Origin of the sequence: Methylobacterium sp. CCH5-D2 (genome assembly GCF_001556475.1) — a bacterium.
Lineage (GTDB): Bacteria > Pseudomonadota > Alphaproteobacteria > Rhizobiales > Beijerinckiaceae > Methylobacterium > Methylobacterium hispanicum.
The window spans coordinates 1-475 of sequence record NZ_LSIX01000908.1 but is presented as its reverse complement, the minus strand read 5'-3'; the positions used below and the strand labels follow the sequence as shown (position 1 = coordinate 475).

Here is a 475-nt window from a genome sequence, read left to right as displayed (position 1 = left end):
GCCTCGGGCTGCGGCTCCGGGGCGGGCGCCGGCTGCTCCTTGCGGCCGAACAGGCTGTCGAGGAAGTTGCCGACCTGCGCCTCGGCCGGCGCGGCGGCGCCGAGCCAGGCCGCGAGGACGAGAAGCGACACGGCGGCAGGACTGGTGCGGCGGCCGATCATCGTGGGGCTGTCTCCTCGCGGCGCGGGCGCCGGATCCGGGGCTTGGCGGGCGGGCCCGCTTAGAGCCCGCCCCTGTGGCGAAGATGCGACGCGCATCGCGGATCCGCCCGGCGGCCGAGGCCGGGCGGAGGAGGCGGGTCAGTCCTCGTCGTCCATCGCGGCGGCGCCGAGCGGATGCGCCATCGCGTTGCCGAGGCCCGTGCCCGCGAAGTGGCCGGCATCGACCAGGATCTCGCGTTTTCCCGCGTGGTTGGCCGGGCCGACGATGCCCTCGATCTCCATCCGCTCCATCAGCGAGGCGGCGCGGTTGTAGC

1 pseudogene is annotated in these 475 nt (G+C 75.6%); it reads right to left on the bottom strand.

The features are described 5' to 3' along the window. Positions 1-161, bottom strand: a pseudogene (locus AX737_RS36340) (outer membrane lipoprotein carrier protein LolA); the annotation flags it as partial. Between the last annotated feature and the right edge of the window lie 314 nt (positions 162-475).